Below are 15,874 nucleotides of genomic sequence, written 5' to 3' on the forward strand. Positions count from 1 at the left end.
ACCATCCGGTAAACCGGGTCGCTCACCCACCCCCCTCCTCCCATACGCTTGTCCCGTGACTCCCGTCGAGCTCTCCCGTACCGTCCTGCGCGCCGTGCGCCGCGCGGTCGACGACGGTGAGCTCAGCGTGGCCGTGCCGGCACGCGTCGTGGTCGAGCGGCCGCGGCCCGGTGGGTGCGGGGACTACTCCACCAACGTCGCGCTGCAACTCGCCGGTCCCGCCGGACGCCCGCCCCGGCACGTCGCCGAGCTCCTTTCGCGCCGCCTCGCCGACAGCCCCGGCATCGCCGGCGTCCAGGTCACCGGCCCCGGATTCCTCAATCTCACCCTCGTCGACGACGACCCCGGAGCCCTCGCCCGCGAGATTCTCGCCCGGGGCGGTGGCTATGGGGGCAGTGATGTTCTTGCAGGTCAACGCTTTGAGATCCGTATTCCGTACGAGGTCAGGGCCGAGGTCGTCGCCGATTCGCTCCGCCGTGTCCTCGCCACGCAGGGCGCCCTGGCCCACGTCGTCCAGGGGGAGACGGCCGAGCCGAGTGCCGCGCACGTCGTGCATCTGCGGCCCGTGCCCGCTCCCCGTGACCCCGCCGTCCTCGGCCGCGACGCGTCCCGCTGGGCCCTGCTCCTGCCCGCCGCACACGACCGGCCCCGCATCGACGGCGGGCATCTCGCCCAGCGCGAGAGCAACCCCCTCTTCCGCGTCCGGTACGCCCACGCCCGCACCCGCGCCCTGACCCGCAGCGCCGCCGCCCTCGGCTTCACCGCCGAACCCGGCGACGTACGCGGCACGGCGTCCGCACCCGCCACCGCGGGCGCCCCCGGCGAAGCCGTCGCCCTCCACACCGCCCTGTCCGCTCACCCCCGAACCCTCACCCGCGCCGCCACCCACCACGCCCCCGACCGGCTTGCCCGGCAGCTTGTCGTGGTGGCCGACGCGTTGCTCGGGTTTCAGCACACCGTGCTGCCGCAGGGGGAGGAGAAACCCTCGGCCGCCCACCGTGCCCGGCTCGCGCTTGCCGAAGCCGCCGGGTCGGTGCTCGCCGGCGGCCTGTCCCTGCTCGGTATCGACGCACCCGAACATCTTTGAGAGAGCGCAGAAGACAGTCATGAGCCGTTCCGCACACCCCGCCGGGCCTCGCCACGCCGATGTCCTGACCGAGGGGCACTACGCCGCCCCGCCCGCCGATCTCAACGCCCTCGACCCGAAGGTGTGGTCGCGGACCGTCACCCGTGCGGGTGACGGCGCGGTCCGCGTCGGCGGCATCGAAGTGGCCCGGCTCGCCGAGGAGTTCGGCACCCCCGCCTACTTCCTCGACGAGGAGGACTTCCGGGCCCGTTGCCGCGCCTGGCGTGACGCCTTCGGGGCCGACGCCGACGTCTTCTACGCCGGCAAGGCGTTCCTCTCCCGTGCCGTGGTGCGCTGGCTGCACGAGGAGGGGCTCAATCTCGATGTCTGCTCCGGTGGAGAGCTGGCCACCGCGCTGTCGGCCGGGATGCCCGCGGAGCGCATCGCCTTCCACGGCAACAACAAGTCCGAGGAAGAGATCGAGCGGGCCGTCGAGGTCGGGGTCGGGCGGATCGTGCTCGACTCGTTCCAGGAGATCGTGCGGGTGTCGCACATCGCCGAGCGGCTCGGCAAGCGCCAGCCCGTGCAGATCCGCGTGACGGTCGGCGTCGAGGCCCACACGCACGAGTTCATCGCCACCGCGCACGAGGACCAGAAGTTCGGGATCGCGCTCGCCGGGGGGCAGGCCGCCGAGGCCGTACGGCGTGCGCTCAAGCTCGACGGTCTCGAGCTGATCGGCATCCACAGCCACATCGGCTCGCAGATCTTCGACATGGCGGGCTTCGAGGTCGCCGCGCGGCGCGTCGTGTCGCTGTTGGCCGAGGTACGCGACGAGCACGGTGTCGAGCTGCCCGAGATCGACCTCGGCGGCGGGCTCGGCATCGCGTACACCTCCGATGACGACCCCCGTGAACCGCACGAGATCGCCAAGGCGCTCGGTGAGATCGTGACGCGCGAGTGCGAGGCGGCCGGTCTGCGCACGCCGCGCATCTCCGTCGAGCCGGGCCGCGCCATCGTCGGCCCGACCGCCTTCACGCTCTACGAGGTCGGCACCATCAAGCCGCTCGAGACCCTCCGTACGTACGTGTCCGTGGACGGCGGCATGTCGGACAACATCCGCACCGCCCTCTACGACGCCGAGTACACGGTCGCCCTCGTCTCGCGGACCTCCGACGCCGAGCCGATGCTCGTCCGTGTGGTGGGCAAGCACTGTGAGAGCGGCGACATCGTGGTCAAGGACGCCTTCCTGCCCGCCGACCTCGCGCCCGGTGACCTGATCGCCGTGCCGGCGACCGGCGCGTACTGCCGGTCCATGGCCAGCAACTACAACCACGCACTTCGCCCGCCCGTCGTCGCCGTGCGCGACGGTGAGGCGCGGGTGATCGTCCGGCGTGAGACGGAGGAAGATCTCCTGCGTCTCGACGTCGGATAAATGAAATACACGTCTCAGGATTCGGACCGGGGGCAGAAACCCCGGTCCGGTGGGTGAGACTGGTCCACTGAAGCAGTATCAAGCAGGCTGAGCTCTCTGAGCTGGGTTCAATGAAAGGCGTAGGTCGATGATGCGTACGCGTCCGCTGAAGGTGGCGCTCCTTGGCTGTGGGGTAGTCGGCTCAGAGGTGGCGCGCATCATGACGACGCACGCCGAGGACCTCGCGGCCCGGATCGGCGCCCCCGTGGAACTGGCCGGGGTCGCCGTCCGGCGCCCGTCGAAGGTGCGCGAGGGCATCGACCCCTCGCTGGTGACGACGGACGCGACCGCGCTGGTCAAACGGGGCGACATCGACGTGGTCGTCGAGGTCATCGGAGGCATCGAGCCGGCCCGCGGCCTCATCATGACGGCGTTCGAGCACGGCGCCTCCGTCGTCTCCGCCAACAAGGCGCTCATCGCCCAGGACGGCGCCGCGCTGCACGCCGCCGCCGAGGAGCACGGCAAGGACCTCTACTACGAGGCCGCCGTCGCCGGTGCGATCCCGCTGATCAGGCCGCTGCGCGAGTCTCTCGCCGGCGACAAGATCAACCGCGTGATGGGCATCGTCAACGGCACCACGAACTTCATCCTCGACAAGATGGACTCGACGGGCGCCGGCTACCAGGAGGCCCTCGACGAGGCCACGGCGCTCGGTTACGCCGAGGCCGACCCGACCGCCGACGTCGAGGGCTTCGACGCCGCCGCCAAGGCGGCCATCCTCGCCGGGATCTCCTTCCACACCCGCGTACGTCTCGACGACGTCTACCGCGAGGGAATGACCGAGGTGACCGCCGCCGACTTCGCTTCCGCGAAGGAGATGAGCTGCACCATCAAGCTGCTCGCCATCTGCGAGCGGGCGGCGCACGGCGGGTCCGTCACCGCGCGCGTGCACCCCGCGATGATCCCGCTCGACCACCCGCTGGCCTCCGTGCGCGGCGCGTACAACGCCGTGTTCGTCGAGGCCGAGGCCGCCGGCCAGCTCATGTTCTACGGGCCCGGAGCCGGTGGCGCGCCCACCGCGTCGGCCGTGCTCGGCGACCTCGTGGCCGTGTGCCGCAACAAGCTCGGCGAGGCCACCGGACCCGGTGAGTCCGCCTACACCCAGCTGCCCGTCTCGCCCATGGGCGAGGTCGTGACGCGCTACCACATCAGCCTCGACGTGGCCGACAAGCCGGGCGTGCTCGCCCAGGTGGCGACGGTCTTCGCCGAGCACGGCGTATCCATTGACACGGTGCGCCAATCGGGCAAGGACGGCGAGGCCTCCCTCGTCGTGGTCACCCACCGTGCGGCGGACGCGGCCCTCACCGGGACCGTCGACGCGCTGCGCAAGCTCGACACCGTGCGTGGTGTCGCCAGCATCATGCGTGTTGAAGGGGAGTAACGAGCAATGACCCACCAGTGGCGCGGAATCATCGAGGAGTACCGCGACCGGCTTCCGGTGTCCGACACCACGCCGGTCGTCACGCTGCGCGAGGGCGGCACGCCGCTCGTGCCCGCCCAGGTGCTCTCCGAGCGCACGGGCTGCGAGGTCCACCTCAAGGTCGAGGGTGCCAACCCGACCGGGTCCTTCAAGGACCGCGGCATGACGATGGCGATCACGAAGGCCAAGGAGGAGGGCGCGCAGGCCGTCATCTGCGCCTCCACCGGCAACACCTCCGCCTCTGCCGCGGCCTACGCCGTGCGCGCCGGGATGGTCTGCGCCGTCCTCGTCCCGCAGGGCAAGATCGCGCTCGGCAAGATGGGCCAGGCGCTGGTCTACGGCTCGAAGATCCTCCAGGTCGACGGCAACTTCGACGACTGCCTGAACCTGGCCCGCGCCCTCTCCGAGAACTACCCGGTGGCGCTGGTCAATTCGGTCAACCCGTTCCGTATCGAGGGCCAGAAGACCGCCTCGTTCGAGATCGTCGACGCGCTCGGCGACGCGCCTGACATCCACGTCCTCCCCGTCGGCAACGCCGGCAACATCACGGCCTACTGGAAGGGCTACAAGGAGTACGCGGCGGACGGCATCGCCACGCACACGCCGCGCATGTGGGGCTTCCAGGCCTCCGGTTCCGCGCCCATCGTGCGCGGAGAGATCGTCAAGGACCCGTCGACGATCGCCACCGCGATTCGCATCGGCAACCCCGCGTCCTGGGACTTCGCGCTGGCCGCCCGTGACGAGTCCGGCGGCTTCATCGACGAAGTGACGGACCGTGAAATCCTGCGTGCCTACAAGCTGTTGGCGTCCCAGGAGGGTGTCTTCGTGGAGCCCGCGTCGGCCGCCTCCGTCGCCGGTCTGCTCAAGGCCGCCGAGCAGGGCAAGGTCGACAAGGGGCAGAAGATCGTCTGCACCGTCACGGGCAACGGTCTCAAGGACCCCGACTGGGCCGTCGCGGGCGCCCCGCAGCCCGTCACCGTCCCGGTCGACGCGGCCACCGCGGCCGAGCGCCTCGGCCTGGCGTAAACGGACCGGACCGGTCAACTCCGCACAGGGGGTGCACAGGGGGCTTTCGACACGCATCGTGCGCCTCCTGTGCGCCCTATGTCGCCACAGAACCTTCCTTCGATAGGCTGTACCGAACCCACCCCGCCGCATAGGCATGTGCCGCGGTGCCGCAGGCGTCGTAGTCCTCGCGGCCTTCGGGTTCTCACACGGGCAGCAATCATCGGATCTCTACCGCAGTCACCTCGTTCATCACGCAAGAACCGCAGCTCAAGGAGTGTCATCGAGCGATGGCCGGTCCCGCCTTCCGCGCCGCCGCCGTCAGGGTGCGCGTCCCCGCCTCCAGCGCCAATCTCGGCCCGGGCTTCGATGCCTTCGGCCTCTCGCTGGGTCTCTACGACGACGTGGTCGTCCGGGTCGCCGACTCCGGCCTGAACATCGACATCGCAGGTGAGGGCTCCGAAACCCTTCCGCGCGACGAGTCCCATCTGCTCGTACGTTCCCTGCGCACCGCCTTCGACCTGCTCGGCGGACAGCCGCGCGGCCTCGAGGTCGTCTGCGCCAACCGCATCCCGCACGGCCGCGGCCTCGGCTCCTCGTCGGCCGCCATCTGCGCCGGCATCGTCGCCGCCCGCGCCGTGACGATAGGCGGCGACGCCCGCCTCGACGACGCGGCCCTGCTGGAACTCGCGACCGAGATCGAGGGGCACCCGGACAACGTCGCGGCGTGCCTGCTTGGCGGCTTCACGCTCTCCTGGATGGACGGCGGCGCGGCCCGGGCGATCAGGATGGACCCCGCGGGTTCCATCGTTCCGGTGGTTTTCGTACCGGGAAAGCCGGTACTCACCGAGACCGCACGCGGTCTCCTGCCGCGCAGCGTCCCGCACGTGGACGCCGCGGTGAACGCGGGCCGAGCGGCCCTGCTCGTAGAGGCCCTCACGAGGCGCCCCGAGCTGCTGCTGCCCGCCACCGAGGACCGGCTCCACCAGGAATACCGGGCTCCCGCGATGCCGGAGAGCCTCGCACTCGTGGAGCGGCTGCGGGCGGACGGCGTTCCCGCGGTGATCTCAGGGGCGGGCCCCACGGTCCTCGCCCTTGTGGAGGAGTCAGCGGCCGACAAGGTCGCCCGGCTGGCCGGTGAGGGATGGGCGGCGAACCGCCTCGACCTCGATGTCGACGGAGCGAGCGTGCTGCCGCTTGCTCACTGATACACGGTTGCCGGAATTCGAGAGGGGGAATATTTGTTGGATCCGGTAGTGTTAACCTCAAGTCTGCACCCGACCCCACCATGGCGAGGTGCTGTGTGTCCCCCTCCGGGACAACCATTCTTCCGGGAGCCCCGCAAATTGCTCGGTGCCGTGCACTGAACCGTTTCGAGCATGCTCCGGAACCGGTGTGATCGAGCCGGGTGACACAGACATTCCAGTGGAACCCGCGGCTTCGGGACTCGCCGTCACCAATGAATTCTTCCGCCGCGTTGGCGGACCACCGCCCCGGCACGGTCCATACCGACAGGACCACCGCCGGACAGCACAACCGGTCGCCGAGCCAGACAGGCCGACGTCCGCTCCAGGGAAGGACCCTTCGTGAGCGACACCACCGATCTGATGGGCGTGAGCGCCGACAGCTCCGCTGCCGCGCCCTCCGCCGCTGCGGATGCCCCTGCTGCCGGTGCTTCGGGCTCCCGGCGGCGCCGCGGTACCGGCCTCGAGGGCATGGTGCTGGCCGAGCTCCAGCAGGTCGCATCGGGCCTCGGCATCAGGGGCACAGCGCGTATGCGCAAGAGCCAGCTGATCGAGGTCATCAAGGAGGCGCAGGCCGGGGGAGGCGCTCCCGCGAAGAGCGCCGACACCACCGAGACCAAGCCGAAGCGCCGCGCCACCTCCAAGGCGCGCACCGGCGACGAGGCCGCGGCCAACGGCACGGAGGCCCCCGCCGCCAAGGCCGTCAAGGCCGAGGACGCCAAGGCCGCGAAGGCCGCCGCTCAGCAGCAGATCGACATCCCCGGTCAGCCGGCGAGCGACGAGAAGGGCGGCGAGCGTCGCCGCCGCCGTGCCACCTCCGAGGCCGGCAGCCCCGAGACCGTCACGGCCGAGGCGAAGACCGAGACCAAGACGGACGCCCAGGGCGAGGCCAAGGGTGACGCCGGTGAGGGCGGCGCCGAGGGCCGTCGCGACCGCCGTGACCGCCGTGACCGCGGTGACCGTGGCGGCGACCGCGGTGAGCGCGGTGGCCGTGACCGCGGCGACCGCCGTGGAAAGGGCGACGAGCAGGGCAAGGAGCAGGGCGGCAACCGCCAGCCGCAGGGCGGCGGACGCCAGGACCGTCAGCGGGACAACGGTCCGCAGGACGACGACGACTTCGAGGGTGGCCGCCGCGGCCGCCGTGGCCGCTACCGCGACCGTCGTGGCCGTCGTGGCCGTGACGAGGCCGGCTTCGGCAACGAGGTGCAGGTCTCCGAGGACGACGTCCTGATCCCCGTCGCGGGCATCCTGGACATCCTCGACAACTACGCGTTCATCCGGACCTCCGGCTACCTGCCCGGTCCGAACGACGTGTACGTGTCGCTCGCCCAGGTCCGCAAGAACGGCCTGCGCAAGGGTGACCACGTCACCGGCGCGGTCCGCCAGCCCAAGGACGGCGAGCGCCGCGAGAAGTTCAACGCGCTGGTCCGCCTCGACTCCGTCAACGGCATGGCGCCCGAATCCGGGCGCGGGCGGCCGGAGTTCAACAAGCTGACGCCGCTCTACCCGCAGGACCGGCTCCGTCTGGAGACCGACCCGGGCATCCTGACCACCCGCATCATCGACCTCGTGTCGCCGATCGGTAAGGGCCAGCGAGGCCTGATCGTGGCCCCGCCGAAGACCGGCAAGACCATGATCATGCAGGCGGTCGCCAACGCGATCACCACCAACAGCCCCGAGTGCCACCTGATGGTCGTCCTGGTCGACGAGCGTCCGGAAGAGGTCACCGACATGCAGCGGTCGGTGAAGGGCGAGGTCATCTCCTCGACCTTCGACCGTCCGGCCGAGGACCACACCACGGTCGCCGAGCTCGCCATCGAGCGCGCCAAGCGTCTCGTGGAGCTCGGTCACGACGTGGTCGTCCTGCTCGACTCGATCACGCGTCTGGGCCGCGCCTACAATCTGGCGGCGCCGGCCTCCGGCCGCATCCTGTCCGGTGGTGTCGACTCGACCGCGCTCTACCCGCCGAAGCGCTTCTTCGGTGCGGCGCGCAACATCGAGGACGGCGGCTCGCTGACCATTCTCGCCACCGCGCTGGTCGACACCGGCTCGCGCATGGACGAGGTGATCTTCGAGGAGTTCAAGGGCACCGGCAACATGGAGCTCAAGCTCGACCGCAAGCTCTCCGACAAGCGCATCTTCCCGGCGGTGGACGTCGACGCGTCCTCCACCCGCAAGGAAGAGATCCTGCTCAACGCGGAAGAGCTGGCGATCGTCTGGAAGCTGCGCCGGGTGCTGCACGCGCTCGACTCGCAGCAGGCCATCGAGCTGCTTCTCGACAAGATGAAGCAGACGAAGTCGAACGCCGAGTTCCTGATGCAGATCGCGAAGACGACGCCGACGCCGGGCAACGGCAACGACTGAGAGCTTCTCCGGGCGGTAGCACCGCTCAAGGGCCGCCCCCGTCACATCCGTGACGGGGGCGGCCCTTTGTGCTGTTCGGGGCGGGTTGTACGATCGCGCTCTTCATCCAGCGTTCAACTGATCGCTCCCTGGGGGGACTTGCATGGACATATCGATATCCGGCTCCGGCCGGCACCGCCGAAGACTCGGCAAGGTGCTGCCGGCCGCCGCGGCCGGACTCGCCCTGATCGGCGCGGGCGCGTTCGCCGTCACCTCGTACGCGGGGGAGTCCGACACCGGCCGGGTCGTGCAGCCGCCGCCCGGCGCGAAGACCGCGGAGCCGGCGGCGTCGTCCCCGTCGCCGAGCGGCGACAAGAAGGTCACGCCCCGCATCATCGGCGGCACGTCGAGCGCCGCCTCCTGGATGGTGCAGCTCGTCTACAACGACCCCGCGGGCGGCTCGTACTTCGTCTGCGGCGGCACGCTGGTCGCGCCGAACAAGGTGCTCACCGCCGCGCACTGCCTGCACGACGAGAACGGCAACCGGCAGGACTGGGGCAAGTACGGCGAAGTCGCCGTGGGCACCAGCAAGAGCGTCACCGTCGCCGGCAACGGCGCCACCTACATCGACGTCACCCGCAGCTGGGTGCGCGACGGCTACGACCCCGACGCCATCACGAACGACGTCGCCCTGCTCACCCTCGCCAAGCCGGTCGCCCAGACCACGCTGGAGCTGGCCGGACCGGACGACAGCGCGCTGTACGCCGCCGGCACGAGCGCCACCGTGTACGGCTGGGGTCTCACGAGCTCGAACGCGGACACCGCCGACATCGCGTCCCAGCTGCAGAAGGTCACCCTGCCGCTGAACTCCGACGACGCCTGCACCCAGAACCTGGACCCGTACTTCCAGGCCGGGAAGATGATCTGCGCCGGACAGCTCGGCACCGGCGACGACAGCACCGGCAAGACCACGTGCCCGGGTGACTCGGGCGGTCCGCTCGTCGTGGGCGACAAGGTCGTCGGCATCGTCTCCTGGGGCATCAGCCAGGGCAGTCAGCTCTGCAACGTCTCCGGCACGTACGAGGCCTTCACCAAGGTCTCCACGTACCAGCCCAAGGTCCGTCCGCGCATCGACGACACCGACATCAGCCGCAACGGCAAGGCCGACCTCTTCGTCCGGGCCTCCTCCGGCGGCAAGGGCTACGTCAAGGAGTCCACGGGCAGCGGCTTCGCCACGCGCAAGACGATGAGCGGGTCCTGGAGCGCGTACAACCTCGTCCTTCAGGCCGACATGAACCGTGACGGCTACCAGGACTTCATCATCCGCCGCAGGTCGGACGGGAACGTCTACTGGCGGCACCGGTCCGCGTCCAGCTCGACGTACACGGACACGAAGATCGCGAGCGACTGGTCGACGCGGAAGTTCATCGTGGTGCCCGGCGACGTGACCGGCGACCGGTACCCCGACCTGCTGTCGGTGACCTCCGGCGGCACGCTCTACCTGTACCCGGGCAAGGGCGACGGGACGTACGGCACCCGCACCACCGTCGGCAGCGGCTACCAGGCCTTCAACTCCCTGCGCGGCAAGGGCGACTTCACCGGTGACGGCCGGAGCGACCTGATCGCCCGCGGCAGCGGCGGCAGGCTGTACCTCCTCAAGGGCACCGGCAAGGCGTCCGCGCCCTTCGAGGCCGGCGTGCAGGTGCGCACCTGGGACGGGTACAACGCGTTCGCGGCGCCGGGTGACGTGACCGGCGACGGCAAGGCCGACTACGTGGCCCGCACGCCCGGCGGCACGCTGTACCTGTACCCGGGCACGGGGACCGCCTCCTCGGAGATCTTTGCCACACGCATCAAGATCGGGACCGGCTACACGCAGTACAACATCTTCGGATAAACCCCCAGGTGAGAGCCGGGCGACCGGCTCTCGTCAGCACGCTCTGTGCCCGTCGCGAGCCCCGCGGCGGGCACAGAGCGTTGTGCAACCCTTCTTCCCGGTTTCCACGTCACGCGAAGAGACGGACGAAGAGACGTCCGACCACGCCTGACCCTGCAAACAGGGGGTAACCGGCCAACCGAGCAGCTGAGGACTGAGGAGCACATGCCCGACGAGAGCAGCCCCGCGACCACCGATCCGAGCCGCCCCACCCGCGGCGGCGGAAGCGGCGGCCGACGGCGCAAGCCGCGCGCCAAGCGCAGCAGGGCCCTCGTCGTCACGGCCTGCACCGCGGCGGGACTCGTCGTCCTGGCGGGCGCGGGCGCCGGCTTCCTCTACTTCAAGCTCAACGGGAACATCAAGGGCGTCGACATCAACGCCGCGCTCGGCGCCGAGCGCCCCGCGAACGTCGACGACGGCTCGATGGACATCCTCGTCCTCGGCTCGGACTCGCGCTCCGGCGCGAACGCCAAGTACGGCCGGGACGGCGGCGGCGCCCGTTCCGACACCGCGATGGTCGTCCACGTGTACAAGGGCCACAAGAAGGCCAGCGTGGTCTCCATACCGCGCGACACCCTGGTCACCCGCCCGACCTGCACCGACAGCGCCGGAAACACGGTCGCGGGCGGCAGCCAGCAGATGTTCAACACGGCGTACGAGGTCGGCGGCCCGGCCTGCGCCGTCAAGACGGTCGAGAAGATGTCCGGGATCCGCATGGACCACTACGTCGAGGTCGACTTCTCGGGCTTCAAGAAGCTCATCAACACGCTCGGTGGCGTCGACATCACCACGCAGCGGGCCATAGACGACGACAAGAGCCATCTGCACTTGGCGGCCGGGAAGCACACCCTCACCGGCGAGCAGGCGCTCGGCCTCGTCCGCACCCGGCACGCCGTCGGCGACGGCAGCGACCTGGGCCGAATACAGCTCCAGCAGGCCTTCATGAAGGCGCTGATCAACCAGATCAAGGACGTCGGCGTCTTCACCAGCCCCAAGAAGCTCTACGACCTCGCGGACACCGCCACCAGCGCCGTCACCACCGACTCCGAGCTCAACTCGGTCAACGAACTGGCGGGCTTCGCGGGCGGCCTCAAGGGCATCGGCGCGGGCGACATGAAGATGGTGACGCTCCCCGTCCAGTACGACCCCACCGACCCGAACCGCGTACTCCCGCTGGAGAAGGCGGGCGCGAAGGTCTGGGCGGCGCTCAGGACGGACCGGCCCGTCCCGGCCTCCGCCTTCAAGGGCTCCGCCGGTGACAAGGGCGCCGCGGGCTCCGTCGTGACCAGCCACTAGCCGCGCACCGGGCTGCGGTCCACCACGTGTCGGTGACCCTTCGGGAATAGTTCCGCCCCGACCCCGGTTTTGGGGGATACGGCCAGTCCTGGCAGACTGGTACGTCGGCCCCGGTTCACGCCCTCGCAATCCGCGGAAGCGACCCGGAGCCCTCCGAGATCATAGGAGACACCTTGAAGCGCGACATCCACCCCGAGTACGTCGAGACGCAGGTCAGCTGCACCTGTGGCGCGTCGTTCACCACCCGCAGCACGATCTCCAGCGGCACCGTCCGTGCCGAGGTCTGCTCCGAGTGCCACCCGTTCTACACGGGCAAGCAGAAGATCCTCGACACCGGTGGCCGCGTGGCCCGCTTCGAGGCCCGCTTCGGCAAGGCTGCTGCCGCCAACAAGTAGCGAGCCACTTGCGCCGGTCCACGGCCGCCCTCCGGGGCGGGCCGGGACCGGCGTGCTTGTTTTTGGTTGGCCGGGGACCCGGGGGTCTTCCCCGGCCGGCCGGTGGCCGTTCCCTTTCGCTGTACCTCACTTCAGGAGCCGGAGATGTTCGAGGCCGTCGAGGACCTCATCGGTGAGCACACCGATCTCGAGACGAAGCTCGCGGACCCCTCGGTCCACGCCGACCAGGCGAACGCGCGCAAGCTCAACAAGCGCTATGCCGAGCTGACCCCGATCGTCGCCACCTACCGCTCCTGGAAGCAGACCGGTGACGACATCGAGACCGCGCGTGAATTCGCCGCGGACGACCCGGACTTCGCCGCCGAGGTCAAGGACCTCGAGAAGCAGCGCGAGGAGATCACCGAGAAGCTGCGGCTCCTGCTGGTCCCCCGGGACCCCAACGACGACAAGGACGTCATCCTCGAGGTCAAGGCGGGCGCGGGCGGCGACGAGTCGGCCCTGTTCGCCGGCGACCTGCTGCGCATGTACCTGCGGTACGCGGAGCGCGTCGGCTGGAAGACCGAGATCATCGACGCCACCGAGTCCGAGCTGGGCGGCTACAAGGACGTCCAGGTCGCCGTGAAGACCAAGGGCGGCAACGGCGCGACGGAACCCGGCCAGGGTGTCTGGGCCCGCCTGAAGTACGAGGGCGGCGTGCACCGCGTGCAGCGTGTGCCCTCGACCGAGTCGCAGGGCCGTATCCACACCTCCGCGGCCGGTGTCCTCGTGACGCCCGAGGCCGAGGAGGTCGACGTCGAGATCCACGCGAACGATCTCCGCATCGACGTCTACCGCTCGTCGGGACCCGGCGGCCAGTCCGTCAACACGACGGACTCCGCGGTGCGCATCACGCACCTGCCGACCGGAGTGGTCGCCTCCTGCCAGAACGAGAAGAGCCAGCTCCAGAACAAGGAGCAGGCGATGCGTATCCTGCGTTCCAGGCTGCTCGCCGCGGCCCAGGAGAAGGCCGAGGCCGAGGCCGCGGACGCCCGCCGCAGCCAGGTCCGCACCGTCGACCGCTCCGAGAAGATCCGTACGTACAACTTCCCGGAGAACCGCATCTCGGACCACCGCGTCGGTTTCAAGGCGTACAACTTGGACCAGGTGCTCGACGGTGAGCTCGACCCGGTGATCCAGGCCTGCGTCGACGCCGACTCGGCCGCCAAGCTCGCCGCCGCCTAAGCCACACCAAAAAAGACCAGCTCAGCCCCGGAGGACCAGCGTGCAGCAACATCTTGGGGGGCGACCCCCAAACCCCCGCAGCGTGCTGCTCGCGGAAGTCGCCCAGGCCACCCAGCGCCTCGCCGACGCGGGCGTGCCCTCGCCCCGCAACGACGCGGAGGAGCTCGCCGCCTTCGTGCACGGCGTGAAGCGGGGCGAGCTGCATCTCGTCAAGGACGCGGACTTCGACGCCCGTTACTGGGAGGTCACCGCGCGCCGCGAGGCCCGTGAGCCGCTCCAGCACATCACCGGGCGCGCCTACTTCCGCTACCTCGAACTCCAGGTGGGGCCGGGCGTGTTCGTGCCGCGGCCCGAGACGGAGTCCGTGGTCGGCTGGGCCATAGACGCCGTACGGGCCATGGACGTCGTCGAGCCGCTCATCGTCGACCTGTGCACGGGCTCGGGCGCCATCGCGCTCGCCCTCGCGCAGGAGGTCCCGCGCTCCCGTGTGCACGCCGTGGAGCTGTCCGAGGACGCCCTGCGCTGGACGCGCAAGAACGTCGAGGGGTCCAGGGTCGACCTGCGCCAGGGAGACGCCCTGGAGGCCTTCCCCGAGCTCGACGGCCAGGTCGACCTGGTGGTCTCCAACCCGCCGTACATCCCGCTCACCGAATGGGAGTACGTCGCCCCCGAGGCCCGCGACCACGACCCCGAACTCGCGCTGTTCTCCGGCGAGGACGGACTCCACCTGATCCGCGGCATCGAGCGCACCGCGCACCGCCTGCTGCGCCCCGGTGGCGTCGTCGTCGTGGAGCACGCCGACACCCAGGGCGGCCAGGTCCCGTGGATCTTCACCGAGGAACGGGGCTGGGCCGACGCCGCCGACCACCCCGACCTGAACAACCGCCCGCGCTTCGCGACCGCCCGCAAGGCGATGCCGTGACGCGACAGAATCAGCGCAGCAACAGCAGCATCAGCACCGGCAGTTCCTGCGTCTCTCGCATGGACTACGTGTACTTCGTGTACGAGGAGGCCCGCTAAATGGCTCGGCGATACGACACCAACGACGCGTCGGACCGTACGACCGGTCTGCGCGAAGCAGCGTCCGCCGTCCGTCGCGGTGAACTGGTCGTGCTGCCCACCGACACCGTGTACGGCATCGGCGCCGACGCCTTCACCGCCGAGGCCGTCGCCGACCTGCTGGACGCCAAGGGGCGCGGCCGCACCATGCCGACCCCTGTCCTCATCGGCTCCCCGAACACGCTGCACGGCCTCGTCACGGACTTCTCCGAGATGGCCTGGGAACTCGTCGACGCGTTCTGGCCGGGCGCCCTCACGCTCGTCGCCAAGCACCAGCCGTCCCTGGCGTGGGACCTCGGCGACACCCGTGGCACCGTCGCCGTCCGCATGCCCCTGCACCCGGTCGCGATCGAGCTGCTCACCGAGGTCGGCCCCATGGCCGTCTCGTCCGCGAACCTCACGGGACACCCCGCCCCCGAGGACTGCGACGCCGCGCAGGACATGCTCGGCGACTCCGTCTCCGTCTACCTCGACGGCGGCCCCACGCCCGGCATCGTCCCGTCCTCGATCGTCGACGTGACCGGGAAGGTTCCGGTGCTCCTGCGCGCGGGTGCCCTGACCGCGGACGAGCTGCGCAAGGTCGTACCCGACCTCGAGGTGGCGAATTGACAGCCCCTGAGACGGGGCGTGGCATAGGCACCGGGGACTCCTTCCGCATCCTCCATGTCAGCACCGGCAACGTGTGCCGCTCGCCGATCACCGAGCGGCTGACCCGGCATGCCCTGGTGGGCAGGCTCGGGGACCCTCTCGTACGCGGCCTGATCGTCGAGAGCGCGGGCACCTGGGGCCACGAGGGCGCGCCCATGGAGGCCAACGCCGAGACCGTCCTCGCGGACTTCGGCGCGGACGCCTCCGGCTTCGTGGGGCGCGAGCTCCTCGACGACCACGTGATCCGCGCGGACCTGGTCCTCACGGCCACCCGCGACCACCGCGCCCAGGTCATCTCCATGGGCCACAGCGCGGGCCTGCGCACCTTCACGCTGAAGGAGTTCACGCGCCTCGTGCAGGCCATCGACCCGGCCACGCTGCCCGATCCGCTGGACGGCGGCGTGGTGGAGCGCGCACGCGCGCTGGTGCGCGCCGCGGCGGCTCTACGCGGGTGGCTTCTCGCCCCGAACGCCGAGGCCGACGAGGTCTACGACCCGTACGGCGCGCCTCTGCCGTTCTTCCGCTCGGTGGGTGAGGAGATCAGCGAGGCGCTGGATCCCGTGGTGACGGCACTGACGGGCGTTCCGGCCTGCCGTTGAACCGGCGGACGCGGTCCGGCGCTGCGCCGCCGGGGAGGCCCTCGGTGCCGGACGGTGCCGGGGGCGCGTCGAGGTGGGCTCTGCGAGGCGCTGGATCGCGTGGTGACGGCGCTGACGGGTGTCCTGGCCTGCCGCCGAACGTGGTGACAGCGTCTGCCGGATTACCCGCTC

Annotated in this window: 13 protein-coding genes; all 13 read left to right on the plus strand. The window is 70.3% G+C overall.

Annotated elements, in window-relative coordinates; all coding sequences use genetic code 11:
- Positions 1-55 precede the first annotated feature (55 nt).
- The 13 genes from nrtL (at position 56) to ACFC96_RS31145 (ending at position 15,703) form a co-directional block, all read left to right on the plus strand.
- Entirely contained in the window at positions 56-1,087 is a 1,032-nt protein-coding gene (nrtL, locus tag ACFC96_RS31085) for an ArgS-related anticodon-binding protein NrtL (RefSeq protein WP_376615242.1), read from the plus strand.
- A gap of 19 nt (positions 1,088-1,106) precedes the next feature.
- Positions 1,107-2,498 (plus strand): diaminopimelate decarboxylase, encoded by a 1,392-nt coding sequence (gene lysA / locus ACFC96_RS31090; protein ID WP_376258171.1) that lies wholly within the window; start codon positions 1,107-1,109, stop codon positions 2,496-2,498.
- 130 nt (positions 2,499-2,628) lie between these two features.
- On the plus strand, positions 2,629-3,918 hold the full coding sequence (locus tag ACFC96_RS31095; protein ID WP_376615298.1) for a homoserine dehydrogenase: 1,290 nt from the start codon (positions 2,629-2,631) through the stop codon (positions 3,916-3,918).
- Between the two features lie 6 nt (positions 3,919-3,924).
- On the plus strand, positions 3,925-4,983 hold the full coding sequence (thrC, locus tag ACFC96_RS31100) for a threonine synthase (RefSeq protein ID WP_100595869.1): 1,059 nt from the start codon (positions 3,925-3,927) through the stop codon (positions 4,981-4,983).
- Between the two features lie 269 nt (positions 4,984-5,252).
- Positions 5,253-6,170 (plus strand): homoserine kinase, encoded by a 918-nt coding sequence (thrB, locus tag ACFC96_RS31105; protein WP_266560063.1) that lies wholly within the window; start codon positions 5,253-5,255, stop codon positions 6,168-6,170.
- A gap of 378 nt (positions 6,171-6,548) precedes the next feature.
- A complete protein-coding gene (rho, locus tag ACFC96_RS31110) occupies positions 6,549-8,570 on the plus strand; it encodes a transcription termination factor Rho (RefSeq protein WP_376258172.1) in 2,022 nt (673 codons plus the stop codon).
- A 142-nt stretch (positions 8,571-8,712) separates the two neighbouring features.
- On the plus strand, positions 8,713-10,446 hold the full coding sequence (locus tag ACFC96_RS31115) for a trypsin-like serine protease (RefSeq protein ID WP_376258174.1): 1,734 nt from the start codon (positions 8,713-8,715) through the stop codon (positions 10,444-10,446).
- A 204-nt stretch (positions 10,447-10,650) separates the two neighbouring features.
- Positions 10,651-11,781 (plus strand): LCP family protein, encoded by a 1,131-nt coding sequence (locus ACFC96_RS31120; RefSeq protein WP_376615244.1) that lies wholly within the window; start codon positions 10,651-10,653, stop codon positions 11,779-11,781.
- 173 nt (positions 11,782-11,954) lie between these two features.
- Positions 11,955-12,176, plus strand: coding sequence for a 50S ribosomal protein L31 (rpmE, locus tag ACFC96_RS31125; protein ID WP_100595864.1), 222 nt, complete (start codon positions 11,955-11,957; stop codon positions 12,174-12,176).
- A gap of 144 nt (positions 12,177-12,320) precedes the next feature.
- On the plus strand, positions 12,321-13,397 hold the full coding sequence (prfA, locus tag ACFC96_RS31130; RefSeq protein ID WP_376258178.1) for a peptide chain release factor 1: 1,077 nt from the start codon (positions 12,321-12,323) through the stop codon (positions 13,395-13,397).
- A gap of 82 nt (positions 13,398-13,479) precedes the next feature.
- Entirely contained in the window at positions 13,480-14,319 is an 840-nt protein-coding gene (gene prmC / locus ACFC96_RS31135; RefSeq protein WP_100595862.1) for a peptide chain release factor N(5)-glutamine methyltransferase, read from the plus strand.
- 98 nt (positions 14,320-14,417) lie between these two features.
- Complete coding sequence (locus ACFC96_RS31140) at positions 14,418-15,065, plus strand: L-threonylcarbamoyladenylate synthase (RefSeq protein ID WP_376258181.1); 648 nt, start codon at positions 14,418-14,420, stop codon at positions 15,063-15,065.
- The gene (locus tag ACFC96_RS31145; protein ID WP_116509886.1) at positions 15,062-15,703 is read left to right on the plus strand and encodes a protein-tyrosine-phosphatase; all 642 of its coding nucleotides are present in this window, start codon (positions 15,062-15,064) and stop codon (positions 15,701-15,703) included. The genes ACFC96_RS31140 and ACFC96_RS31145 overlap by 4 nt, the downstream gene beginning before the upstream one ends.
- Positions 15,704-15,874 lie beyond the last annotated feature (171 nt).

It is taken from the genome of Streptomyces sp. NPDC055955 (assembly GCF_042270245.1).
Lineage (GTDB): Bacteria > Actinomycetota > Actinomycetes > Streptomycetales > Streptomycetaceae > Streptomyces.

What these genes read in the sequence shown, in the direction of transcription:
- lysA (WP_376258171.1), top strand. Translation starts at nt 1,107, where the DNA reads ATGAGCCGTTCCGCACACCCCGCCGGGCCTCGCCACGCCGATGTCCTG.
- ACFC96_RS31095 (WP_376615298.1), top strand. Translation starts at nt 2,629, where the DNA reads ATGCGTACGCGTCCGCTGAAGGTGGCGCTCCTTGGCTGTGGGGTAGTC.
- thrC (WP_100595869.1), top strand. Translation starts at nt 3,925, where the DNA reads ATGACCCACCAGTGGCGCGGAATCATCGAGGAGTACCGCGACCGGCTT.
- thrB (WP_266560063.1), top strand. Translation starts at nt 5,253, where the DNA reads ATGGCCGGTCCCGCCTTCCGCGCCGCCGCCGTCAGGGTGCGCGTCCCC.
- ACFC96_RS31115 (WP_376258174.1), top strand. Translation starts at nt 8,713, where the DNA reads ATGGACATATCGATATCCGGCTCCGGCCGGCACCGCCGAAGACTCGGC.
- ACFC96_RS31120 (WP_376615244.1), top strand. Translation starts at nt 10,651, where the DNA reads ATGCCCGACGAGAGCAGCCCCGCGACCACCGATCCGAGCCGCCCCACC.
- prfA (WP_376258178.1), top strand. Translation starts at nt 12,321, where the DNA reads ATGTTCGAGGCCGTCGAGGACCTCATCGGTGAGCACACCGATCTCGAG.
- ACFC96_RS31140 (WP_376258181.1), top strand. Translation starts at nt 14,418, where the DNA reads ATGGCTCGGCGATACGACACCAACGACGCGTCGGACCGTACGACCGGT.